Annotated in this window: 19 protein-coding genes; 10 read left to right on the forward strand and 9 right to left on the reverse strand. The window is 64.4% G+C overall.

The annotated features are described in order from the left end of the window. The first annotated feature begins 126 nt into the window (after nucleotides 1-126). The 5 genes from AC56LR_RS04495 (at nucleotide 127) to AC56LR_RS04515 (ending at nucleotide 9,592) form a co-directional block, all read left to right on the forward strand. Nucleotides 127-1,620: an adenosine deaminase gene (locus AC56LR_RS04495; RefSeq protein ID WP_497127932.1), complete on the forward strand. Its 1,494-nt coding sequence runs from the start codon at nucleotides 127-129 to the stop codon at nucleotides 1,618-1,620. 524 nt (nucleotides 1,621-2,144) lie between these two features. Then, nucleotides 2,145-5,576, forward strand: a complete 3,432-nt coding sequence (locus AC56LR_RS04500) for a TonB-dependent receptor (RefSeq protein ID WP_497127934.1) — start codon at nucleotides 2,145-2,147, stop codon at nucleotides 5,574-5,576. 168 nt (nucleotides 5,577-5,744) lie between these two features. Next, nucleotides 5,745-7,448, forward strand: coding sequence for a bifunctional metallophosphatase/5'-nucleotidase (locus AC56LR_RS04505; protein WP_497127936.1), 1,704 nt, complete (start codon nucleotides 5,745-5,747; stop codon nucleotides 7,446-7,448). A 26-nt stretch (nucleotides 7,449-7,474) separates the two neighbouring features. After that, entirely contained in the window at nucleotides 7,475-8,539 is a 1,065-nt protein-coding gene (locus AC56LR_RS04510; protein WP_497127938.1) for a S1/P1 nuclease, read from the forward strand. Between the two features lie 189 nt (nucleotides 8,540-8,728). Next, nucleotides 8,729-9,592, forward strand: a complete 864-nt coding sequence (locus tag AC56LR_RS04515) for a MipA/OmpV family protein (RefSeq protein WP_497127940.1) — start codon at nucleotides 8,729-8,731, stop codon at nucleotides 9,590-9,592. Between the two features lie 70 nt (nucleotides 9,593-9,662). Here AC56LR_RS04515 and AC56LR_RS04520 read toward each other — a convergent pair whose 3' ends face one another. The 7 genes from AC56LR_RS04520 to AC56LR_RS04550 all read right to left on the reverse strand — a co-directional run bounded on the left by AC56LR_RS04520 (nucleotide 9,663) and on the right by AC56LR_RS04550 (nucleotide 17,271). Next, nucleotides 9,663-9,989 carry a hypothetical protein gene (locus AC56LR_RS04520; protein WP_497127942.1) on the reverse strand — a complete coding sequence of 109 codons (327 nt, stop codon included), beginning with the start codon at nucleotides 9,987-9,989 and terminating at the stop codon, nucleotides 9,663-9,665. A 385-nt stretch (nucleotides 9,990-10,374) separates the two neighbouring features. Next, nucleotides 10,375-11,340, reverse strand: a complete 966-nt coding sequence (locus AC56LR_RS04525) for an ABC transporter permease (protein WP_497127944.1) — start codon at nucleotides 11,338-11,340, stop codon at nucleotides 10,375-10,377. Between the two features lie 3 nt (nucleotides 11,341-11,343). After that, nucleotides 11,344-12,426 carry an ABC transporter permease gene (locus AC56LR_RS04530; protein ID WP_497127946.1) on the reverse strand — a complete coding sequence of 361 codons (1,083 nt, stop codon included), beginning with the start codon at nucleotides 12,424-12,426 and terminating at the stop codon, nucleotides 11,344-11,346. Then, nucleotides 12,423-13,952, reverse strand: a complete 1,530-nt coding sequence (locus AC56LR_RS04535; RefSeq protein WP_497127948.1) for an ABC transporter ATP-binding protein — start codon at nucleotides 13,950-13,952, stop codon at nucleotides 12,423-12,425. The genes AC56LR_RS04530 and AC56LR_RS04535 overlap by 4 nt, the downstream gene beginning before the upstream one ends. A gap of 95 nt (nucleotides 13,953-14,047) precedes the next feature. Then, nucleotides 14,048-15,049 (reverse strand): BMP family lipoprotein, encoded by a 1,002-nt coding sequence (locus AC56LR_RS04540; RefSeq protein ID WP_497127950.1) that lies wholly within the window; start codon nucleotides 15,047-15,049, stop codon nucleotides 14,048-14,050. Nucleotides 15,050-15,445: 396 nt separating this feature from the next. Then, nucleotides 15,446-16,459 (reverse strand): alpha/beta hydrolase, encoded by a 1,014-nt coding sequence (locus tag AC56LR_RS04545; protein ID WP_497127952.1) that lies wholly within the window; start codon nucleotides 16,457-16,459, stop codon nucleotides 15,446-15,448. Between the two features lie 293 nt (nucleotides 16,460-16,752). After that, nucleotides 16,753-17,271 (reverse strand): DUF2231 domain-containing protein, encoded by a 519-nt coding sequence (locus AC56LR_RS04550; RefSeq protein ID WP_497127954.1) that lies wholly within the window; start codon nucleotides 17,269-17,271, stop codon nucleotides 16,753-16,755. 160 nt (nucleotides 17,272-17,431) lie between these two features. On the opposite strand from AC56LR_RS04550, the gene AC56LR_RS04555 reads away from it, so the two are divergent. The 4 genes from AC56LR_RS04555 to pcp all read left to right on the forward strand — a co-directional run bounded on the left by AC56LR_RS04555 (nucleotide 17,432) and on the right by pcp (nucleotide 20,084). Beyond that, nucleotides 17,432-17,734, forward strand: coding sequence for a YciI-like protein (locus AC56LR_RS04555; protein ID WP_497127956.1), 303 nt, complete (start codon nucleotides 17,432-17,434; stop codon nucleotides 17,732-17,734). Nucleotides 17,735-17,800: 66 nt separating this feature from the next. After that, nucleotides 17,801-18,493, forward strand: a complete 693-nt coding sequence (locus AC56LR_RS04560; protein ID WP_497127958.1) for a DUF969 domain-containing protein — start codon at nucleotides 17,801-17,803, stop codon at nucleotides 18,491-18,493. After that, complete coding sequence (locus tag AC56LR_RS04565; protein ID WP_497127960.1) at nucleotides 18,490-19,443, forward strand: DUF979 domain-containing protein; 954 nt, start codon at nucleotides 18,490-18,492, stop codon at nucleotides 19,441-19,443. The genes AC56LR_RS04560 and AC56LR_RS04565 overlap by 4 nt, the downstream gene beginning before the upstream one ends. Further along, nucleotides 19,440-20,084, forward strand: a complete 645-nt coding sequence (pcp, locus tag AC56LR_RS04570; RefSeq protein WP_497127962.1) for a pyroglutamyl-peptidase I — start codon at nucleotides 19,440-19,442, stop codon at nucleotides 20,082-20,084. Before AC56LR_RS04565 ends, pcp begins: the two co-directional genes overlap by 4 nt. 186 nt (nucleotides 20,085-20,270) lie before the next feature. On the opposite strand, the gene AC56LR_RS04575 is transcribed toward pcp, so the two are convergent. After that, nucleotides 20,271-20,648, reverse strand: a complete 378-nt coding sequence (locus AC56LR_RS04575) for a hypothetical protein (protein ID WP_497127964.1) — start codon at nucleotides 20,646-20,648, stop codon at nucleotides 20,271-20,273. 194 nt (nucleotides 20,649-20,842) lie between these two features. Between AC56LR_RS04575 and AC56LR_RS04580 the strand changes: the two genes are divergently transcribed. Next, nucleotides 20,843-21,052 (forward strand): hypothetical protein, encoded by a 210-nt coding sequence (locus tag AC56LR_RS04580; RefSeq protein WP_497127966.1) that lies wholly within the window; start codon nucleotides 20,843-20,845, stop codon nucleotides 21,050-21,052. Nucleotides 21,053-21,055: 3 nt separating this feature from the next. Here the strand turns inward: AC56LR_RS04580 and AC56LR_RS04585 are convergent, their stop codons facing one another. Beyond that, a complete protein-coding gene (locus AC56LR_RS04585) occupies nucleotides 21,056-21,970 on the reverse strand; it encodes a LysR family transcriptional regulator (protein ID WP_497127968.1) in 915 nt (304 codons plus the stop codon). Nucleotides 21,971-21,981: the final 11 nt, after the last annotated feature.

A 21,981-nucleotide genomic window follows, 5' to 3' on the forward strand; every position in this document is an offset into this window, starting at 1 on the left:
GCCCACCCTACGATACGGCGGCCATCCCGCCACTGGCCATATTGCCAACCCCAACTCAACCGTATAGAGTTGCGCGGTCACCGCGAGCCCTGGCCCGCATTTAACCGCACCAGAAAGTCACCACCCATGCACATCAAACTGACCGGCAGCGCCATGCTCGCCCTGGCCTTTGCCGGCGCCCCGCAGGCGCTGGCCAAGGGCCCGGCATCCACCACCAACGAAGCGGCCACCGCGCGCCATTACGCGAGCCTGGTTGCCGGCGAGCCGAAGACGGCCGAGCTGACCCTGTTCTTCACCCAGATGCCCAAGGGCGGTGACCTGCACCACCATTATTCGGGATCGGTCTATGCCGAGCAGTACCTCGATTTCGTGGACCGGCAGGGGCTGTGCGTCAACAAGCAGACCTACCGCATCGAAACGAAGAAGGACGTGATCGCCCAGGAGCGCGCCAGGCCGGCGGAGGAACGCAACTGCCTGTCCAGCGCCGAGGTGTACGCCGACGACTTCACCTACCGCGAAGTGCTGCAGCGCTGGTCGAACAAGGACTTCCACAACCACGGCGCGATCCAGCCGCCGCCGGACCGCCTGTTCTTCCAGACCTTCGGCTTCTTCGGCCCGGTGTCGAACGCGAACTTCCGCGAAGGCCTGCAGGAGCTGAAGAAACGCGCGATCGAAGAAAACGTCGGTTACATCGAGACCATGTTCAAGATGTCGCCCTTCGTGGTCAACAAGGACTTCGACCAGCAGGCCTGGCAGAACGCCAATGACGACAAGGCGTTCGACGCGCAGATGGGCGCCTGGCTGGCAGTGCTCGAGCAGGACGCAAGCTTTCGCAAGTCCACCGAAGATTTCGTCGCCAGGATCCACGAGTCGGCCGAGGGCATCGACGACGAGCGCTTCACCATGCGCTACCAGACCTATGTGCTGCGCCTGCTGAACCCTTCGCAGGTGTTCTCGTCGATGGTCTCGGGCTTCAAGTCCGCCAGGATGAGCGACAAGATCGTCGGCGTGAACATCGTGGGCCAGGAAAGCACCATGGTCTCGATGCGCGACTACGCGCTGCACATGAAGATGTTCCGCTTCCTGAAAGCGCGCTATCCAGGCGTGAAGGTGGCGATGCATGCGGGCGAGCTGGCGCTGGGCGACGTGCCGCCGGAAGGCCTGAAATTCCACATCGACCAGGCCCTCGTGGTCGCGGGCGCCGACCGCATCGGCCACGGCATCGACCTCGCGCACGAGTCGAACGCCGCGGCGATCATGGCGAAGATGCGCAAGGACGACATCCCGGTCGAGATCAACCTGACCTCGAACAGCTTCATCAACGGCATCGAAGGGGCTAACCATCCGGTCACCCTGTACCGCAAATACGGCGTGCCCTACGTGATCTCGACCGACGACGCCGGCGTGACCCGCCATACGCTGTCGAACGAGTACGTGCTGTTCGCCAGCCGCTACAAGCCGGGCTATGCGGAGCTGAAGAAGACCTCGTACAACAGCATCCGCTACGCCTTCCTGCCGGTGGCAGAAAAACAACGCCTGAGCCGCCAGCTCGACGCACGGTATGCGGCATTCGAGGCCAGGATCGCCGGCCTCGTCAAGACGCAGACGCAGGGAAAATAAGCCTCGCAACAGGTGGTCCGGCAGCACGCCGGGCCGCCTGACAGTTACCCCGCTTTGGTAACTTTTTGATCAGAAACGAGCAAGGCCAGGTTTTCTGTGGTCTTCTTGCTACACATTCCCTTCTGTCCAGCTCGCTTCCGCGAAATTTATATCAAAAAAATTTCGTCTAGGAACGTCCACCGTATAATTCCGCCTTGTGTTTTTGCTCCGCTCAGGCCGCGATCTGTTGTTCGAGATCAAGGTGCTGGACTGTATTTATACCTTGAAAGTATAAATAAGCTTGCCAAAACGAATTTGCCGGAATGTTAACGGTCATGCATATTGGACATTGATGTCCAGATTTTTGAACGCGTTATCACCAACGCCGCCGTGTAACTTCGTTGTCATACTGGCAGGGTAGGATTGCCGCCGCCAGTCGGCAGGCTCGCCGGCGCACCATGCAGCAAATTAAGATTGCAGTACTGTAAGAGATGGGCAACCGTCGGCTGCCCGTTATAACTATTAAGTTCCTTTTGGGGTTATCAATGATCACTCAACAACAGATCCGGCTCACCAAACTCGCGCTGGCTTTGTCGGTTGCCTTGGCTGCCGCGCCAGTCTTCGCACAGAACACCACCTCGGCGATCGGCGGCCGTATTTCGGTCGCAGACGGCAAGCCTGCAGTCGGCGCCCAGGTGCAGATTGTTCACGCTGAGTCCGGTTCTGTCAGCAATGTCGTCACCGACGCGGAAGGCCGTTACGTCGCACGCGGCCTGCGCGTGGGCGGTCCTTACACGATCGTCATCACCAAGGATGGCGTCACCGAGCGCCGCGAGAACGTGTTCGTCGAGCTGGCCGAAACCGCCGCCGTCGATGCGACCCTGGGCCAGAAAATGCAGACCGTGACCGTGACCGGTTCGGCTGCCCGCTCGGAGATCTTCTCGAACAACTCCATGGGTTCGGTCACCGCCATCTCGCGTGCCGACCTGGAAACCCAGGCATCGATCAACCGCAACCTGCAGGACTTCGCGCGTATCGATCCGCGCATCTCGCAGACCGACAAGGACCGCGGCGAGATGTCCGTGGCCGGCCAAAACTCGCGCTACAACTCGATGACCATCGACGGCGTGGCCGTGAACGATACCTTCGGCCTGGAAGCCAACGGCAGCCCGACCGCCCGCCAGCCGATCTCGATGGAAGCCATCGCCTCGGTGCAGGTCAACGTCGCCAACTATGACGTGACCCAGCGCGGCTACACCGGCGCCAACGTCAACGCCGTCACCAAGTCGGGTACCAACACCTACCACGGCGGCGCCTACTACGTGACCCGCGACGACCGCCTGGTCGGCAAGCGCTACAACCGCACCACCGACTCGTATGTCGACGCGCCGAACTTCAAGGACAACACCAAGGGCCTGTGGGTCAGTGGCCCGCTGGTCCAGGACAAGCTGTTCTTCTTCGCTCTGGCCGAGAACTACGAAAGCAGCCGCAGCGGCCCGGAATTCGGCGCCATCGGCACCGGCGCCGGCACCACCGTCGGCATCAGCCCGGTCCAGATCGCGCGCCTGACCGACATCGCCAAGAGCCGCTACAACTTCGACCTGGGCAGCACCGAAGTCCCGGCCGGCACCAAGATGAAGGTCGAAGAGCGCATGGTCAAGTTCGACTGGAACATCAGCGACGATCACCGCGCCAACCTGCGTTACTCGAAGACCTCGCAGAACGAACCGATCTTCCCGGGCTTCTCGCAGAGCGGCGTGGCGCTGAGCTCGCAGTTCTACAAGCAGGACAAGGCCATCGAAACCCTGGTCGGCCAGGTGTTCTCGGACTGGACCCAGAACTTCTCGACCGAGTTCAAGGTCTCGCAGCGCGATTATGATTCGGTACCGATCAACAACGCGACCCTGCCTACCATGTCGTTCTCGTTCACCGGCGGACTGCCGTCGGACGCGCCGGCCGGCACCCGCACCGGCACCCGTTTCCTGAACACCGGTACCGAGAGCAGCCGCCACAACAACGTGCTGGGCACCAAGACCCTGGACGTCTACGCCGGCGCCAACTACCTGTGGGGCGACCACGAGTTCAAGGCCGGTGCCGACTACACCTCGAACGAGGTGTACAACGCCTTCCTGCAGAACGTGTACGGCAACTACACCTTCCAGTGCGATAACAACTTCACCTACGCCAACGTGCCGGGCGCATCGGCTGCCGGCGCAGTCAACTGCGCCACCGCGACGCCGGCCCAGATCGAAGCCGCCATCTACGAGAACTTCTCGCGCGGCCGTCCGTCGTCGTACACCGTGCAGCTGCCGGTCGCCGGCGGTTCGCTGAGCAACGCGATTGCCCAGTTCACGATGAAGAACACCGGTTTCTTCCTGCAGGATAACTGGAACGTCAACAAGAACCTGACCGTCAGCGCGGGCGTGCGCGTCGACCTGACCAATGTCGACAACAACCCGCTGCGCAACGCGGCCGTGGCCCAGCCGACCATCGCCGGCAATGCCGCGACCTTCACGCGCCAGACCGGCGGCTACAGCCTCGACAACACCCGTACCTTCGACGGCAACAAGCTGTGGCAGCCGCGCGTCGGCTTCAACTACAAGTTCGACTCGGCTCGTCCGATGCAGCTGCGCGGTGGCGTAGGCCTGTTCCAGGGCGCCGCGGCGACCGTGTGGATGTCGAACCCGTTCTCGAACCCGGGCGCGGCAACCCGCAGCATCACCTGCTCGGGCTCCGGCGCAACCCGCTGCCCGAACACCGACGGCCTGTTCACCCCGGACGTCAATGCACAGCGTACCGTCACCGGCTCGACCCCGGCATCGAACGTCGACATCCTGTCGCCGGACCTGAAGCAACCATCGATCTGGAAAGCCAACCTGGCATTCGAGCATGAGCTGCCATGGAACGGCCTGGTCTTCGGCGCCGAGCTGCTGGCGACCCAGAACAAGGACGCGATCTTCTACCAGCACCTGAACCTGGGCGCACCGACCCGCACCGGCACCGATGGCCGCGCGCTGTACTACAACGCCAACGGCCTGAGCGCCAACTGCTACACCTTCACCAACAACTCGGTTGGTACGGCGACCGGCTGCCAGAACACCGCCAAGGCGCTGTCGAACCTGAGCTATGACCGCGTGCTGCTGGCACAGCGTACCGACAAGGGCGACGCCCAGGTCGTGACCCTGTCCGTGACGAGCCCGACCCGCAAGGGCTTCGGCTGGTCGGTCGCTTACTCGCACACCAACGCGACCGAAGTCTCGCCGCTGACCTCGTCGACCTCGAACTCGAGCTGGTCGGGCCGTTCGGTCTTCAACCCGAACGAAGAAGTTGCCGCCAACTCGTCGTACCTGGTGAAAGACCGTATCAACGCCCGCCTGTCGTGGGAGAAGAAATTCTTCGCCGACTACCGCACCCGTCTCGGCGTCTTCTATGAAGGCCGCGAAGGCAAGCCGTACAGCTGGACCATCAACAACGACCTGAACGGCGATGGCCTGGCAGGTAACGACCTGATGTACATCCCGTCGGCATCCGGTTCGGGCGAAGTCGTGTTCTTCGGCGACACCGCGACCAACAAGGCCAACGAGACCAAGTTCTGGAACATCGTGGAAGCGAACAAGGCCCTGCGCAATGCAAAGGGCGGCGTCGTGGAGCGTAACAGCGCCTTCTCGCCATGGACCAACAGCTTCGACGTGAAGATCACCCAGGAACTGCCTGGCTTCATGGCCAAGCACAAGGCCAGCTTCTCGCTCGACATCCTGAACTTCGGCAACCTGCTGAACAAGAAGTGGGGCCGTATCGAAGAAGTGGGCTTCCAGTCCGCCGGCGCGCAGGCACGCAGCTTCGTCGACTACGTCGGCCTGAATGCCGATGGCAAATACGTCTACGCAGTGCGTAACAACGTGGAAGACCTCGACGTGCGCCAGGCCAAGGGCGAGTCGCAGTGGGCCATCCAGGCAACCGTCAAGTACGAATTCTAAGCAGCGCGATTCGTAGCATGATGTGAAGAACGGCCAGTGGCGACACTGGCCGTTTTTTTATGGGTGAGGGCAGTCTTTTTCGCGCCTGTAAAGATGGCCGCCGCCCGCTGGCCCATGCAATAATGCCGAGGGCCGCAGCGGCCTCCCGTCCCTGATCGAGAATAGTCCATGACCGTTTCCCTTCGTGCCCCGGCACGCCTTTCCCGCGCCGCACTGGCGATCGCGGTGTCCCTGACCCTGTCGGCCTGCGCCACCACCGGCAGCCGCGAGCCGGTGACCATCAACATCGTCGCCATCAACGACTTCCACGGCAACCTCGAGCCGAGCCGCTACACGCCGCCCGGGCTTGATGCCGCCAGGCCGGCGCCGATCCGCGCCGGCGGCATCGAGGCCGTGGCGGCCGCGCTGCAGGCCTGGCGCAAGCAAGACAAGGACCTGCTGTTCGTCTCCGCCGGCGACCTGGTGGGCGCCAGCCCGGCGATGTCGTCGCTGTGGGCCGACGAGCCGACCATCGAGGCGATGAACATGCTGGACCTGCGTGCGAGCGCGGTCGGCAACCACGAATTCGACGCCGGCCGCAAGGAATTGCTGCGCCAGCAGCACGGCGGCTGCGATTCGCCCCGTCCAACCAAGGCCTGCCAGATGGGCCCGAACTTCGGCGGCGCCAGATTCACCTGGCTGGCCGCCAACGTCGTCGACAGCGCCACCGGCCAGCCCTTCATCCCCGGCTTCAAGATCGAGACCGTCAAGGGCGTGAAGGTCGGCTTCGTCGGCGCGGTCCTGCAAGGCACCGAATCGGTGGTGATGGCCTCGGGTATCGCCGGCCTCAAGTTCGGCGGCGAAGCCGAGGCGATCAACCGCGCCATTCCCGCGATGCGCGCGCAGGGCGCCGACGTCATCGTGGCGCTGGTGCACGAAGGCGGCACCACCAAGGATGACCCATTGAGCCCGGACTGCGCCAACCTGAAGGGCGCCGTGACCGACATCGTGAAAAAGCTCGACCCGGCGATCCGACTGGTCATTTCCGGCCACTCGCACCAGGGCTACCTGTGCAAGGTCGACGGCCGCACCGTGACCCAGGCCGGCTCCTACGGCCACCTGGCGACCCGCATTACCATGAAGGTCGATGCCGCCACCGACACGGTGAGCGACCTGCAGGTTCGCAACGTGGTGCTGAAACCCGGCGACTTCCCGGCCGACCCGAAGATGACGGCCTTCGTCGCCTCGGTGAAAGAGCGCAGCCGCGCCGCCCTGAATCGTCCGGTGGCGCGCCTGGCCACGGCGCCGATGCTGCGCAAGAAGAACGAGTCGGGCGAATCGATGCTGGGCGGCGCGATCGCCGACGCGGTGCTGGCGGCAACGCGCACGAATGGCGCCCAGATCGGCTTCATGAACGAAGGCGGCGTGCGCAAGGACCTGGAAGCCGGCGAGAACAATGTCGCGGCCTTCGGCCAGACCCAGGCCGTGCTCCCGTTCGGGAACACCCTGGTGGTGATGGACCTGAGCGGCGCCCAGATCCGCAACCTGCTCGAGCAGCAATGGGCGCGCCCGGCCGCGTCCGAACCGTCGATCCTGCAGGTGTCCGCCAATGTCAGCTACCAGTGGGACGAGAAGCGCCCGGTGGGCAGCCGCGTGGTCCCGGGCAGCATCCGCATCGACGGTGCGCCTCTTGAAGATGCCAGGCGCTACCGCGTCGTGGCCAACAACTTCCTGGCCGAGGGCGGCGACAACTTCCCTGAATTCGCCAAGGGCACGAACCGTCTCGAGACCGGCATGCTCGATCTCGACGCCTTCACCGAATTCCTGCGCGCGCGCGAAGGGCAGGGCGCAGCGCTGGCGTCCGCCGCGCCGCGCATCATCAAGACGAAGTAAACAGCACTGTTCAACCAGGGACAATCATGAAGAAACTAGCAGTTGTACTCGCGCTGACCAGCGCATTTGCCTCCTTCGACGCCATGGCCTGGGGCCGAGACGGACACAAGGCGATCGGCGCCATCGCCGACAAGCTGCTCAAGGGCACCAAGGCGCAGAAGGAGATCGCCCTGTTGCTCAACAAGCCGGGCGAGTCGCTGGAGATGGTGGCCAACTGGGCCGATTGCGTCAAGGGCACCTATTGCGGCGAGCAGACCGCCGAGATGGTCGAGTATGTCGCCGGCAACCCGCAGCACGACAAATACCATTACACCAACGTCCCGTTCCAGCAAGACCACTACGACGACCACGGCGTCGGCCGCACCGGCGTGGACATCGTCCAGACGCTGCGCCAGTGCATCGCAGTCCTGCAGGGCAAGACCGACCCTGAGCTCAATCCGCACAAGTTCACCAAGCGCCAGGCGCTGATCCTGATCGCCCACTTTGCGGGCGACATCCACCAGCCGCTGCACGTGGGCGCGGCCTATGTCGGCAAGGACAGCAAATTCGTGGTGCCGGCCAACCAGGCCGACGTCAACGAATCCGCGATCTTCGATTCGCGCGGCAGCAACAACTTGCTGCTGGACGATGCGAAGATCACCTCGCTGGCCGATGGCCTGATCGGCCCCGGCGAGCCGATGCCGGTGCGCGAAGGCGTGCCGAAGGCGCTGACCAAGCCTTTCCACTCGTACTGGGACAGCACCACCGTCGACTACGCGTTCCGCCGCATCCAGGTCAAGACGGCGGACCAGTTCGCTACCAAGGTCATCGGCAGCAACCTGCAGATCCCGAAGATCGAAGGCGACCCGATCGTCGCGCCCTACGCCTGGGCCAACCATTCGCTGTTCGTGGCCAAGGATGCTTTCAAGGGCGTGACCCCGGGCAAGCTGACGCCGCAAACCGGCAAGAAGGGCGAAACCTATTACACCTTCGCGCTGGAAGTGCCGGCTAACTATCCGGTGCCGAGCTCGGAGATCGCCAAGCAGCAACTCATCAAGGGCGGGTACAACCTGGCGGCGCTGCTGCAGGCGATCTGGCCGGAGAAGGGTTGAAAAACTGCTGGTAGCCAGAGTAGTACGGTAAACCTTCGATCCGTCATCCCGGGCCTGCGCCGGGATGACGTTTACAAGGAGCGGATTTGTTTAGCCGCTGACACTGTTTAACGTCAATCATCCTCCGCGGCGCGTTAACAAACTGGTCTTGGATAGAATCGGCTCATCCCGATTCTTCGCCATCCCACCATGACCACCCACCTCAAGGCCGCCTGCTGCGCCGCCTGCCTCATCCTGTCCACCTCCGCCACCGCCCAATCCGACCCCGAACGCGGGCTGCCGCTCTGGGAAATCGGCCTGGGCGCCGCCGCCATCTCCACACCCGCCTATCCGGGCGCCGACGAGCGGGAAACGCGCCTGCTGGTCTTCCCCAACATCGTCTACCGCGGCAAGGTCTTGCGCGCCGACCGCTCCGGCATCGCGGCGCGGGTGTTCCGCAGCGACCGGGTCGAACTCGATGTCGGCTTCGCCGGTGCGCTGCCCTCGGACTCCGACGAGGTCGACGAGCGCGCAGGGATGCCGGACCTGGGGCCGCTGCTGGAATTCGGGCCGCGCCTGAAGGTGAAACTGGCCGACCTTGGCGGCAACCGCAGCCTGCGCGCCGAACTGCCCCTGCGCGCCGTCATCGAGGCGCGTGGCGGCCTGCATCACCGGGGCGCGACCTTCGAGCCGCGCCTGGCCTATGAAGTGGCGGGCGAGCGCGGACTGTGGTCGCTCGAAGGGAATGTCTCGGTGGTGCTGGGAGACCGCAAGATCAACCGGCATTTCTACGAGGTGTCGCCGCAGTTCGCCACGGCCTCACGGCCGGCGTATGCGGCGGATGCGGGTTTGCTCCTGAGCCGCCTCGGCCTGTTCGGCACGCGCCGCATCAACGACGACCTGCGCCTGTTCGGCTACCTGCGCTACGAGAGCTACCGGGGCGCGGCGAACCGGGATAGTCCGCTGCATGTAAAGGACAACGGGGTGTCGGGAGGGATCGGGCTGGCCTGGACTTTCAAGCGCTCCAGCCGCCGGGCAAGCGAGATCGATACAGTCGATCCGCTCACGCCGTAAATCCCCGCGCGGCAAGGCCGCGCGGGGCGAGCCGGGCAGGGTGCCCGGGCGATACGCTTGCTCGCGCGGCTTACTTGGTGGTGTCCTTGGACACGGTCTTCTTGTCGTGCTTGGTGTGCTTGTCGTGCTTCATTGCCGTCTTGTCGGTCTTGTCAGCGGCCGACGCAGGAACGGCAGGGGTGGCTGGTACGGCCGGTGTGGCAGCGGTGTCGGCGGTTGCCGGCACGGCCGGGGTGGCGGGAATGGCCGGAGTCGCCGTGGTCGGGCCGGTGCCGGTCGCCGGCATGGTAGTGGTGGCCGGCACTGCCGTGGTGCCTGGGGTGGCGGTGGCGGTGGTCTGGGCGAAGGCCGAGGTAGCGGACAGGGCGACGATCAGGGTAGCGACGGTGTTCTTCATGTGAACTTCCTTTCTGTTTCGGTTTCTGGCGTACGTGGTTCGTTTCACCTTTGCTGACAACGGCTTGGCGAGCAGTGCTGTTGACCAGCTTTACATTGGCTTACCGTCGTCACATTTGCTAACAAGTGCGGCAACTTTCCGTTTCATCAAGAAGCCTGGAGGCGCGTGCTGCCGGTCATTTGCGGGCCGCCGCTTCTCGTAGGGTGGGCGGCTTGTGATCTGGTCCACTGGACCAGATCACCCCGCGCGTTCAACCAGCGGTAGCACGGACGAGGTGCGGTTTTCATCCGTCAACTATCACCGCGCGGCCGGCGAAGCCGGCCACCCTACGATCAGGACAAAAAAAAGGCCCGCAACCGCGGGCCTTCGTTCTACGCAGGAGCGATCAGCGCGATTTGACGAACGGACGTCCCAGCGCCTTCGGCGCCACCGACTTGGCCATCAGTCCCGCCAGCACGATCACGGTCAGCACATACGGGATCATCTGGATCAGCGAGCCGGGGATGCGGCCGACCACCGGCAGGTCCACGCCTTCGATCTGGATCTGGACCGCGCCGAAGAAGCCGAACATCAGGCAGCCCAGCACCGTGTGCAGGGGACGCCAGTTGCCGAACACCATGGCGGTCAGCGCCAGGTAGCCGGCGCCGGCCGACATGTCACGCAGGAAGAAGCCGCTCTGGACGATCGACAGGTAGGCGCCCGAGAACGAGCACAGCACGCCGGCGATCAGCATGGCCGTGTAGCGGGTCCGCTGCACCGACACGCCGGCCGCGTCGGCCGCATGCGGGTTCTCGCCGCAGGCGCGCAGGCGCAGGCCGAAGCGGCTGTGGTAGAGCAGCCAGTGCACCAGCGGCAGCAGCAGGAAAGCGGCATAGACCAGCACCGAGTGGCCGCCGATCACGTGGCCATAGAACCAGCCCACGAAGGGGATGTCCGCAAGCAGAGCGGTCCCCGGCAGCACGACGTCGGTCAGGCGCGCCGCGCCCAGCTCCGGCGTGCGACCGCCCTGCTGGAAGAAATACTGCGCGACCACGAAGGTCAGGCCGCTCATCGCGATATTGATCGCCATGCCGGCCACCAGCTGGTTGCCGCGCTGGGTGATCGACACGAAGGCCTGCACCATCGCGAGCACGCTCGATGCCAGGATGCCGGCGGCGATGCCGAGCCACGGATCCTGATAAGAGTAGGCGACGCCGGCCGACACGAAGGCCGAGGCGAGGATCTTGCCCTCGAGGCCGAGATCGATCACGCCGCTGCGTTCGGCGAACAGGCCGGCCATCGCCGCGAAGATCAGGACCGGCGCATTGCGGATGGTGGAGACGACGATACTGGCGAACTGGAAGTCTTCCATGGCTTAATCCTTGCGTGTTGCGTTGATCATTTTGAGGACGACAGGCGCGTACAGGTTTTCCATCGCGCCGCAGAACAGGATGATCAGGCCCTGGATGAAAATGAAGGTCTCTTGCGGGATGTTCGGTTTTTCCAGCGACAGGTCGAAGCCGCCCTGGATCAGGGCGCCGAACAGGACCGACGACAGGAAGATGCCGACCGGGTGCTGGCGGCCCATCAGGGCGATGGCGATGCCGATGAAGCCGGCGCCGGCCGGGAAGTTCAGGCTCAGGTAGTGGGTCGAACCGAGGATCGAATTCACCGCGGCCAGGCCGGCCAGGGCGCCCGAGATCAGCATGGCATAGATGATCATGCGGCTGATGCGTACGCCCGCGTAGTGGGCCGCGTGCTGGTTCAGGCCCGTGGCCTGCAGCTTGTAGCCCCAGGCCGAGCGCGAGATCACGACGCCGTAGATCGCCAGCGCCGCGATGGCCATGAAGAAGCCGATGTTCAGCGGGGTGTCGCCCAGCGCCGGGAACCATTCGCCCAGGCGCGGCATCCACGCGGCTTCCGCGAACACTCGGCTGGCCGGGTTCTGGTCGCCCTCGGGGATCAGCTTCAGGATCAGGTAGTTCATCAGGCTGGCGGCGATGAAGTTGAACATGATGGTCGTGACCACCACGTGGCTGCCGCGCTTTGCCTGCAGGTAGCCGGGCAGGAAGGCCCAGCCGGCGCCGAACAGGGCGCTGGCCAGCATCGCCAGGGGAATCAACAGCCAGGGCGAGATCGTGGCATCAAAAGCGAGCATGGCCAGGGTCAGGCCCAGGCCACCCAGGTACATCTGGCCTTCGGCGCCGATGTTGAACAGGCCGGCCTTCATCGCCACCGAGACCGCGAGGCCCGTGAACACGAAGGTCGATGCGTAGAACAGCGTATAGCTCAGGCCTTCCGGATTGACGATGGCGCTGTTGATCAGGATCTGCAGCGACTCGACCGGGCTCTCGCCCAGCAGGTGGATGACGAGCGCCGACACCAGCAGCGCCGACAGCAGGTTCAGGAGGGGCAGGGCGATGCCTGTCGCCCAGCGTGGGAGTTCAGTGGTTTTCATGATTTATGCATCCCGCCCATCAGCAGGCCGATGCGGGTGGTGTCGAATTCGTCGATGTTCAGTTCCCCGGTCACGCGGCCGCTCGAGACGACCACGATGCGGTCGGCAAGGGCGCGCACTTCTTCCAGCTCGGTCGAGACCAGCAGGATCGCCACGCCTTCGTCGCGCAGGCGCAGCAGCTGGGTGTGGATGCTCTCGATGGTGCCGATGTCGACGCCGCGGGTCGGCTGGCCGACCAGCATCAGTTTCGGGCTGGCCGAGACTTCGCGCGCGATCACGACCTTCTGCTGGTTACCGCCCGACAGCAGGCCGATACGCAGGTCCGGATTTTTTGGACGCACGTCGAAGGCTTCCAGCAGGTGGGCGCAGCGCTTGGCGATGGCCTCGAAGTCGAACAGGCCCAGCTTGTTCTTGACGCGGTCCTGGTAGCCGAACACGGTGTTCTGCATCACCGTGAAATCCTTGATGACGCCGTCGCGCAGGCGGTCTTCCGGCACATGGCCGATGCCCAGCTCGCGGAACTCGGCGGGCAGGCCGTCGGCGTTCGAGCGGCGCGCGTAGGGCAGTTCCTTGCCGAGAAAATGCACCTTGCCGGAGGTTGGCAAACGCATGCCCGACAGGATTTCCATCAGTTCGCTCTGGCCGTTGCCGGACACGCCGGCAATCGCGACGATCTCGCCGGCGCGCACCGTGAGGTCGATGTCGGCAAGAAGCTTTACCTTGTGCTTGTCTTCGAGCTGCAGGTTCGAGATCTGCAGCACCGGCGCGCCCGGGTTGAAGGGCTTGCGCGGCAGGTTGCCCTCGATCGGGCGGCCGACCATCATGTTGGCCAGCTGCTCCTTCGAGGTCTCGCGGGTCGACACGGCGCCGACCACGCGGCCGGCGCGCATCACCGTCACCTGGTCGGTGATCTCCATGATCTCGCCCAGCTTGTGGGTGATCAGGATGATGGTCTTGCCCTGTTCCTTGAACAGCTTCAGGATCTCGAACAGCGAGGCGGTTTCCTGCGCGGTGAGCACGGCGGTCGGCTCGTCCAGGATCAGGATTTCGGCGCTGCGGTAGATCTGCTTGAGGATCTCGACGCGCTGCTGGGCGCCCACCGACAGATCGTGGATGGTGGCGAGCGGGTCGACGTCGAGGCGGTATTTGGCGCAGATCTCGCGCAGCTTCGCTTCGGTCTCGACGCGCTTGGCAGCCAGCTTGAACCCGCCCTCGGTGCCGAGCATGACGTTGTCGAGCACGGTCATGTTTTCGACCAGCATGAAGTGCTGGTGGACCATGCCGATGCCCAGCGCGATGGCTTCGTGCGAGGTGCGGATCTGGCGCGCTTGCCCATTGATCAGGAGTTGGCCGCTGTCGGCTTGGTAGTAGCCGTACAGGATGCTCATGAGGGTGGACTTGCCCGCGCCATTCTCGCCGATCACACCGTGGATCGAGCCCTTGGCGATCGGGAAGCTGACGTCAGCGTTCGCCTGCACGGCCCCGAAGGCCTTGCTGATGTTGCGAAATTCTACGGCTGGCTGCATTGCGATCAGTGGATATTAAAAAGGAGTGTGCTTCATTCAAAAGCGCGCCGGGCCGGTTGACCGGCGCGGCGCGCTTTTTCATGGAGATGAGTAAATCAGACCGGGCAGCTGCTCGCGGCGCGGTAGTCGATGACCTTGATCTTGCCGTTGATGATGTCCGAGCGCACGCCCATGACGCGCTTCTCGATCTCCGGCGTGACGACCTTGCGGTTGTCCTTGTCGAGCACCCAGTCCACGCCGCCTTCTTTCAGGCCCTTGTGGGTGACGCCCGCTTTCCAGGTGCCGTTCTTTTGCGCCATGAACGAGTCGTAGACGGCGACGTCCACGCGCTTGACCATCGAGGTCAGCATGGTGCCCGGGTGCAGGTAGTTCTGGTTCGAGTCGACGCCGATCGCCAGCTTGCCTTTTTCCTTGGCCATCTGCAGGGTGCCCATGCCGCTGCCGCCGGCAACGGCGAACACCACGTCGACGCCGCGGTCGAACTGCGCGCGCGCCAGTTCGCCGCCCTTGGCCGGGTCGTTCCAGGCGGCGGCAGTGGTGCCGACCATGTTCTGGACGATTTCGGCTTTCGGGAATTGCGCCTTGGCGCCTTGTGCGTAACCGCAGGCAAAGGCGCGGATCAGCGGGATGTCCATGCCGCCCACGAAGCCGAGCTTCTTCGACTTGGAAGCCATGGCCGCGGCGACGCCGACCAGGTAGGAGCCTTCCTGTTCCTTGAACATCACCGAATTGATGTTGTTACCCGGCGCGATGCTGTCGATCAGCACGAAGCGCACGTTCGGGAATTCCTTGGCGACCTTCGCGACCGCCTGGGTCTGCGAGAAGCCGATGGCGGCGATCAGGTCGAGCTTCTTGCGGGCCAGGCCGCGCATGACCTGTTCGGCCTGGGTATCGCTGCTGGCTTGCGCCTCGAACACCTTGATGCCGGTTTCCTTGGAAAAGCGCTGCAGGCCCTCGAAGGCCGACTGGTTGAACGATTTGTCGAACTTGCCGCCCGCATCGTAGACCATGCCGAGCTTGGGTGCGCTAGGCGCTGCCGCCGCGCTGCCGGCGACGCACAGCGCCGCGATGGTCATGGTGAATTGCTTGAGTTTCATGAATGAGGCTCCTGGAATTTCGATATTGTACCCGGCACAACGGTAAGCTTGGAACGGGCCGAGCAAGCTGCATCGTCAACAGCCAACACGGCCGACGGTGCGAAGCGCATTGTGTCAGCCATGGGCAGCATGAGGGGTTACGATTTGTATCGCGGTCTCGCTTCCCTCGACAGTGCCTGAAACATGTAGCCTAGTTGCAACATCATCGTCGCAGAACGTGAGCACCACACGGCCCAGGCCCGGAGGTAAAAGCGCCGCAGCGCTGCGCACAGAGGCAATACCACGCCCTATACTGTTCAGCCTGTCAAATATGCATCATTCCGCATATTGATGACAAATACGATTTTACTTGGCAATTTATTCCAAGGAAATATAAGTGCTGACATTTTTCAGCAATTATTTCGCAATGGCGGCGATTTGCCCGTTGGCGGCAGGGAGCGGGAGCAGCGCAGTCGCCGCCCTGGCAGGGAGGGCCACGGCCACGGAAGGCGTTTCTGCCAGCTTGGGACCGACTTCGATGCCGACTTCGGCCACCGTGGCCGGATTGGCCGGAGGCGGCAGCTGGGGTGTGCCGGCCGGCTGCGCGAAGCGGCGTGTCAGGAAGCTGGCGATCAGCGCCTGGGTCGCCTCGAGATAGGGGATGTTCATGTGGTCCGAGGCCGGCACCGTGTCGTCGCCGGCCAGGGTGGCGAGCTTGCCCACCAGCTGGTCGGTGTGCGAATGCGGCACCACGTCATCGCTTGCGGCGCGCAGTACATAGGTAGGCGCCTTGAGCGAAGGCGCATGCTTGATCGACTCGAAACGGTGGCGCAGCATGTATTCGATCGGCATGACGCGGAAGCGCCGCTTGGCGATGGCGAGGATGGAATCGTAGGGCGTGATCAAGACCACCGAATTGACCGGGCGTTCCTTGGCCACCTGCACGGCGACACCGGAACCCAGGCTGCGGCCGACCACGGCGATGCGCGCCGCGTCGACCTGGCCGAGGGCGGCGAGCCAGTCGAACAGGGTGCAGCCGTCTTCGATCATGTGCAGTTCGTCGGGGGCGCCGTGGGACTGGCCGTAGCCGCGGTAGTTCATGGCCAGAACGGTCATGCCGGGGAACAGCTTGCCGGCGTCGCGCGCGACCCAGGACACTTCTTCGGAACGGCCGCCGAAATACATGACGGCGGGGCGTGGCCCCTGGACCAGCGGGGTCAGCAGCCAGCCGCACAGGCGGGTGCCGTCCTTGGCGCGCAAGACGATAGGGCGGGTGCGATGTCCGGTGCTGCGCGGGCTTTCGACTTCGGGCGTGATGCAGGGATTGAACACCAGCCGGCGCTGGTTCGCCGCGATTGCGGCCGTCATCGTCAGCCACAAAAAGCTGGCAACACCGGTGATCCCCGCCGCCATTTTCTTTGAAGTGTCCATGGTGCCCAGTCTACTCCCGCCGCATGTGTTCGTTCTGTGCGGCACTTCGCTAAGTGAGCGGCGACAAGGATACGTTGCGAAACAGTGGGCTTATTACAACAGCTTAAATCATCGTAGGGTGGGCGGGTCCCCCGCCCGCGCGTTCAAATCACGCTTATGCTGCCCGCGCGGCTGCTCAACTCGTGACTATCACCGCGCGGGGTAATCTGGTCCAGTGGACCAGATTACAAGCCGCCCACCCTACGATGAAGTGGCTACTCTTGCAAGACCTGCATTGCTTGGCAGTTCTGTCATTACTGTGGCGCGTGGAGCGGGGACGGCCCGGCCGCCACGTACTGCTCGACGTCGGTATTGGTGTGGTCGATGCGCACCTTGTCGTCGTCGGTATGCACGCCCGCTTCGGCATGCTCGCCTGAAGCGCCCTTGCCGTAATAAGTCGAGGCCAGGGTGCCGGCTGCGGCGATGGCGGACAGCACCAGCGCGCCGGTGCCGTGCTGGCGATTGTCGCGTTTCAGGATCAGGTTGGCGACGCTGGCCAGCAGCGCCGCGCCGGTGATCATGGCGTGCATCTGCCCCTGGTGTTTCGCTTCGCCCTCGGGCTTTTCGGCCACGTAGTCCGCGACCCCGACCGCGCTGGCCGCCAGTCCGCCGACCACGCCGGCGGCCATGCTGTAGTAGGAAGCCTTGGCATAGTCCTCGTCGCCGGTGGCGCTGTGCAGGGCGTCGAGGATGAAGCCGAAGGGAATGAGGACGGCGGGCGCGGCCATCAGGATCGGTTGCAGCGGCTGGCCGGCGATGGTGGTCTGGTGCATGGCGTTCTCCTGGCAGTGGTTGTGCTGTCCAGCGAGTGTGACATAGGGGCCGGGACAGCCACGCACGCTTGGGACGGCGTGCGGCGCGTTTTCGGCCCGGTGGCGGTCCATGCGCTACCATCGTCGTTCCGGCCATGCGCCGCATCCAATGGGAGACCCCGTGCACTACCTGCTCACGTATGACCTTGTCCCCGACTACCTCGAGCGCCGCGGCGAGTATCGCGATGCGCACCTGAAGCTGGCCTGGGAAGCGCAGGAGCGCGGGGAACTGGTGATTGCCGGGGCGCTGGCCGATCCATGCGACCATGCGGTGCTGATGTTCTCCTGCGACACGCCGGAACCGGTGCAGCTGTTCGCGGCGCGCGACCCGTATGTCACCCATGGACTGGTGCGCGCCTTCCATGTGCGCCAGTGGAATACGGTGGTGGGCGAGGGCGCCTTCAACCCGGTTCGCCCGGGCTGAACTTTCCGATAGTAAATTTACACATGGGTTAAACTTCCCCGGCTTTCAACCTGGGCCGGAGTATCCATGCAATCTGCAGTCAACCTGTGGCCGCTGCTCGGCGTCGCAGTCATCGTCGCCGGCTTCCTGCTGCGCGCCAATCCGGTGCTGGTGGTGGTCGCGGCCTGCGGCGTCACCGGCGCCGCGGCCTTCATGCCGCCGCTTGCCATCCTGGAGTCGCTCGGCACCGCCTTCGTGAAGACGCGCAACCTGCCGCTGATCCTGCTGCTGCCGCTGGCCGCCATCGGCCTGCTGGAGCGCTTCGGTCTGCGCGAGCGGGCCCAGACCGCGATCGCCAAAGTGCGCTCGGCCACCGCCGGGCGCCTCCTGATCGTCTACCTGTTCGCGCGCGAGACCTCGGCCGCCGCCGGCCTGACCAGCCTGGGCGGCCAGGCCTCGATGGTGCGCCCGCTGGTGGCGCCGATGGCCGAAGCCGCGGCCGAAACCCAGTATGGCGCGCTGCCCGACCACGTGCGCCACCGCATTCGCGCGATGGCGGCGGCGACCGACAACGTCGGCCTGTTTTTCGGCGAAGACATCTTTGTCGCTTTTGGGGCCATCGTGCTGATGCAGACCATCCTGCAGGCCGAGGGCATCGCGGTCGATCCGATGCACATGGCGCTGTGGGGCATCCCCACTGCGATCACCGCCTTCGTCATCCATGCATGGAACCTGCGCCGGCTCGATGGCGAGATTCGCCGGGAGATGGGCAAGCCATGATCACGCTCGACTTCTTCTATATCCTGGTCGGCCTGCTGTTCGTGGCGGTCGCCGCGATGAACCTGGTCGACCGCAGCAACCCGCGCCGCTTTACGACTGCGCTGTTCTGGAGCCTGTACGCGCTGCTCTACCTGGCGGGCGAGCGCCTGCCGCCGGCCCTGGTGGGCGCGCTGATGATCCTGATGGCGCTGGTCGCCGGCTTCAAGGGCGTCACCGCGGGCAAGCCTGCCACGCTGCCGGAAGAGACGCGCCGCGAAAGCAGCACGCGGCTTGGCAACCGCCTGTTCATCCCCGCGCTGCTGCTGCCGCTGGTGACCATGCTCGGGGCGACCCTGTTCAAGGACGTGCAGCTTGGCGGCATGCAGCTGCTCGACCCGAAGCACCTGACCCTGGTGAGCCTGGGCTGCGCCGCGATCGTGGCCCTGGGCGCTGCCTGCTGGATGACACGCTCCACGCCGCTGCAGGGCGTGCGCGAGGCACGCCGGCTGGTCGATGCGATGAGCTGGGCCGTGGTGCTGCCGCACATGCTGGCGGTGCTCGGCCTGCTGTTTTCCGAAGCCGGCGTGGGCAAGGCGGTCGCGCATGTGACGACGTCCTACATCAACATGGATTCGCGCTTCATCGCAGTAAGCGTGTTCTGCATCGGCATGGCCTTGTTCACAATCGTGATGGGCAACGGCTTCGCCGCCTTCCCGGTGATGGCGGGCGGCGTCGGCATTCCGGTGCTGGTCGGCGTGTATGGCGCCAACCCGGCCGTGATGGCGGCGATCGGCATGTTCAGCGCGTATTGCGGTACATTGATGACGCCGATGGCGGCGAACTTCAATATCGTGCCGGCCGCGCTGCTCGACCTGCCCGACAAGAACGCCGTCATTCGTGCCCAGATCCCGACCGCGCTGCCGCTCTTGGCGTCGAATATCTTCCTGCTGTATTTCTTGATGAACCGATGAAAACCGTTTTACTGACCGGCTTCGAGCCCTTCAACGGGGCGACCATCAACCCGGCCTGGGAGGCCGTGCGCGCGCTCGAGGGCTGGAGCGGGGAGGCTTTTCGCGTCGAAGTGCGCCAGCTGCCCTGCGTGTTCGTCGAGGCCAACCGTGCGCTGGCCGCCATGGTGGACGAGCTCGCGCCGGATGTCGTCATCGCCGTGGGCCAGGCCGGCGGGCGCGCCGAGATCTCGGTCGAGCGCGTGGCGATCAATGTGGACGACGCCTCGATCGTCGACAACGCCGGCGCCCAGCCGGTGGATCGGCCCATCGATGCCGATGGGCCGGCGGCCTATTTCACCACGCTGCCGATCAAGTCGATGGTCGCGGCCATACGTGCGGCCGGCTTGCGGGCGGCGGTGTCGCAGACGGCCGGCACCTTCGTGTGCAACCATGTGTTCTATGGGCTGATGCACCACGTGGCGGGGCGCGCGGTCAAGGCGGGCTTCATCCACGTGCCCTTCCTGCCGGAGCAGCTTGAAGGCCGGATGGACGAGCCGCCGTCGATGGCGCTCGACGACATCATTGCCGGCATCCGCATCGCGGTCGAGATGGCGGTGACGGTCGAGCAGGATGTGGCCCACGCAGGCGGCGCCACGCACTAAAGTCTGCTTGAAACGGTGAATTTCGTAGGGTGGTCGGGTCCTCCCGACCGCGCGTTCGACTCCAGCATGCACTGTGGCGGCTCACGGTCTGCTTGAACGCGCGGTCGGCGGAGCCGACCACCCTACGACAGGCGTAAAAAAACCGGGGCCGCGGCCCCGGTTCTTTTTTGCTGAGCAGTGAAGCGATTAACGCTTTTCCTGCAGCTTCTCGCCGGCACGTTCCAGTGCGGCGCCAGTCTTGTCGCCCACTTTGTCCGACGCTGCGCGCACTTCGGCAGCGGCTTCCTTGGATTCCTGCTTCACTTCGGCGCCGGCAGCCTCGATCTTGTCGCCAGCGCGCTCGGCGGCAGCGTCGACGTTGGCAGCGGCGCGGTCGGCAGCGGCTTCGGTCTCGCGTGCGGCTTCCTTGGTTTCTTCAGCGACTTTTGCGCCTGCGTTGTCGACGGCAGCGCCGGCTTCTTGCGCAGGACCCATGTTCGGGTTGTCGTCGGCTTTCTTGCAGCCGGTGGCCATCACTGCGACGGCAAGCATCAGGGCGGAAATGGTAGCGGTGGTCTTTTGCATGGTGTGCTCCTTGTGGAAGGGGTTATTTAAGTATTCATGTTTTGACAAGAGTTTGCCTTGGGATCCGGCCGCGAACCGTGCGCAAAGTAACGCAGAATAAAGAAAGTTGGATTTTTTCGAAGAAAAACCGGCCCGCCTACCACATCAGAGCGCAAGGCCCCTGATGTATGCACAAAGAATGGTAGGATTTAAGGATGGACCGACGAAGCGACTATAAAACAGCATTGCTGATCGATGCCGCCATCCACGAGGCCGCGAGCGAAGGGCGCCCGCGCGCCGCTACCGAGCTGGCCGGGATCGGCGTTCCCCTGGAAATCACGATGCGGGTGCTGACCCGGCCCGCCGAGCGGCGCCACCAGATCGCCTCGCTCAATACCGTCGCGGTCGAGATCAAGCGGCAGTAGGCTTCACTCCGGCCTGGGCGCGGAGTCCGGGAACAGGATGTTCAGGAAGGCCCGCACCACCGGCGCATCGTCCTGCGCCAGGTAAGTGATGTACAAATTGGCCGAGGGGGCATCGGTGCGCACCGGCAGGAAGCGCACGCCCGGCCAGCCGATGCGGCTGGTGGTCTGCGGCAGCAGCGCCACGCCCAGGCCGGCGCCGACCATGGCCAGCAGCGTCTGCGGCTCGGCCGCCTCCTGGAAAATGGTCGGCTGGAAGCCGGCATTCACGCAGCACTGGATCAGGTAGCGCGGCTCGGCCGACTGTTCCAGGTGCAGGGTGAGCATCGGTTCATGCGCGATGTCGATCAGTTCGATGGCGTCCATGCGCGCCAGCGGATGGCGTTCGCTGATCGCCACGCACACGTCCTCGCGCGAGCACAGGTCCTGGCGCAGGTTGGCCTGTTTCAGCACGTCCGGCTCGATGCGCGGCTCGCGCCAGAAGCCGACGTCGATCTGGCGCGCGCGCAGCGCTTCCCACTGGTCGTTCGGCCCCAGCTCATGGATGGTCCAGGTCACGCGTGGATACTGGCTCTGGAACTGTTCCAGCAGGCCGGGGATCGGCCCCCACATCGCCGAGCCGACGATGCCCACGCGCAGGCGGCCGACTTCGCCGCGGTCGATCTGGCGGATGGTGTCGATCGTCATGCGCATCTTGGCCAGCAGCTCGGCCGCCTCGCTCATCAAGGCCTTGCCCGCCACCGTCAGCTCGAAGCTGCGGGTGGTGCGGGTGAACAGGCGCACTCCGAGTTCGCTCTCGAGCTTCATGATCTGCTGGCTCAGCGGCGGCTGCGAGATGTGCAGGCGTTCGGCCGCGCGCGAGAAGCTTTTCTCTTCGGCCACCGCGAGGAAATAGCGCAGCTGTTTCAGGTCGATCGACATGGCAGCGGGCG

Source organism: Telluria sp. ZT3P39 (genome assembly GCF_059685935.1).

Coding starts and splice junctions, on each gene's coding strand:
- pcp (WP_497127962.1), top strand. CDS start 19,440: ATGAAAACCGTTTTACTGACCGGCTTCGAGCCCTTCAACGGGGCGACC.
- AC56LR_RS04510 (WP_497127938.1), top strand. CDS start 7,475: ATGAAGAAACTAGCAGTTGTACTCGCGCTGACCAGCGCATTTGCCTCC.
- AC56LR_RS04515 (WP_497127940.1), top strand. CDS start 8,729: ATGACCACCCACCTCAAGGCCGCCTGCTGCGCCGCCTGCCTCATCCTG.
- AC56LR_RS04525 (WP_497127944.1), bottom strand. CDS start 11,340: ATGGAAGACTTCCAGTTCGCCAGTATCGTCGTCTCCACCATCCGCAAT.
- AC56LR_RS04535 (WP_497127948.1), bottom strand. CDS start 13,952: ATGCAGCCAGCCGTAGAATTTCGCAACATCAGCAAGGCCTTCGGGGCC.
- AC56LR_RS04580 (WP_497127966.1), top strand. CDS start 20,843: ATGGACCGACGAAGCGACTATAAAACAGCATTGCTGATCGATGCCGCC.
- AC56LR_RS04540 (WP_497127950.1), bottom strand. CDS start 15,049: ATGAAACTCAAGCAATTCACCATGACCATCGCGGCGCTGTGCGTCGCC.
- AC56LR_RS04495 (WP_497127932.1), top strand. CDS start 127: ATGCACATCAAACTGACCGGCAGCGCCATGCTCGCCCTGGCCTTTGCC.
- AC56LR_RS04585 (WP_497127968.1), bottom strand. CDS start 21,970: ATGTCGATCGACCTGAAACAGCTGCGCTATTTCCTCGCGGTGGCCGAA.
- AC56LR_RS04575 (WP_497127964.1), bottom strand. CDS start 20,648: ATGCAAAAGACCACCGCTACCATTTCCGCCCTGATGCTTGCCGTCGCA.
- AC56LR_RS04560 (WP_497127958.1), top strand. CDS start 17,801: ATGCAATCTGCAGTCAACCTGTGGCCGCTGCTCGGCGTCGCAGTCATC.
- AC56LR_RS04565 (WP_497127960.1), top strand. CDS start 18,490: ATGATCACGCTCGACTTCTTCTATATCCTGGTCGGCCTGCTGTTCGTG.
- AC56LR_RS04520 (WP_497127942.1), bottom strand. CDS start 9,989: ATGAAGAACACCGTCGCTACCCTGATCGTCGCCCTGTCCGCTACCTCG.
- AC56LR_RS04500 (WP_497127934.1), top strand. CDS start 2,145: ATGATCACTCAACAACAGATCCGGCTCACCAAACTCGCGCTGGCTTTG.
- AC56LR_RS04505 (WP_497127936.1), top strand. CDS start 5,745: ATGACCGTTTCCCTTCGTGCCCCGGCACGCCTTTCCCGCGCCGCACTG.
- AC56LR_RS04530 (WP_497127946.1), bottom strand. CDS start 12,426: ATGAAAACCACTGAACTCCCACGCTGGGCGACAGGCATCGCCCTGCCC.
- AC56LR_RS04550 (WP_497127954.1), bottom strand. CDS start 17,271: ATGCACCAGACCACCATCGCCGGCCAGCCGCTGCAACCGATCCTGATG.
- AC56LR_RS04545 (WP_497127952.1), bottom strand. CDS start 16,459: ATGGACACTTCAAAGAAAATGGCGGCGGGGATCACCGGTGTTGCCAGC.